Below are 592 nucleotides of genomic sequence, written 5' to 3' on the forward strand. Positions count from 1 at the left end.
TTTATCCTTCGTTGCCGTAAAACCACCGACTTCAGGCGGTGGATATAAGGCAACTCCGTAGCTATGCTTACATACAGATGGTATTTAGTGCGGTGTATTCTGCTGTTCAATGTACTGGCGGATAATCTCAATTGGAGCACCGCCACAACTACCTGCAAAATAGCTAGGCGACCACAACGCATCACCCCATAACTGCTCTTTAATAGACGGATATTCTTTTTTACGCAATAACCGACTAGAAACACCTTTCAGACTATTAACCAGACTAGAGATAGCCACTTTAGGCGGATAAACCACCAATAAATGCACATGGTCGCTCTCACCGTCAAACTCAACTAATTGTGCCTCAAACTTTGAACAAACTTTCTCAAAGATAACTTGCATATCGTCTAAAATCTCTTTAGTGAATACTTTTCTGCGGTATTTAGCCACAAAGACCAAATGCACATGAATATTGTAAACAACGTGCCTACCACGTCTTAAATCATTTGACATTAAAATTAAACCAAATATATAATATACCTATCTCATTATACACAAGCCCATGAAAACACTTAAGCTACGCATACGAGATAAACACACAGACCAACTT

At 39.4% G+C, this 592-nt stretch carries 1 protein-coding gene; it reads right to left on the bottom strand.

The window, feature by feature from the left end:
- Positions 1–84 precede the first annotated feature (84 nt).
- Positions 85–495 carry an IS200/IS605 family transposase gene (tnpA, locus tag IM753_RS12855; protein ID WP_065256193.1) on the bottom strand — a complete coding sequence of 137 codons (411 nt, stop codon included), beginning with the start codon at positions 493–495 and terminating at the stop codon, positions 85–87.
- Positions 496–592: the final 97 nt, after the last annotated feature.

It is taken from the genome of Moraxella sp. K127 (genome assembly GCF_015223095.1).
GTDB lineage: Bacteria > Pseudomonadota > Gammaproteobacteria > Pseudomonadales > Moraxellaceae > Moraxella.

What these genes read in the sequence shown, in the direction of transcription:
- tnpA (WP_065256193.1), bottom strand. Translation starts at nt 495, where the DNA reads ATGTCAAATGATTTAAGACGTGGTAGGCACGTTGTTTACAATATTCAT.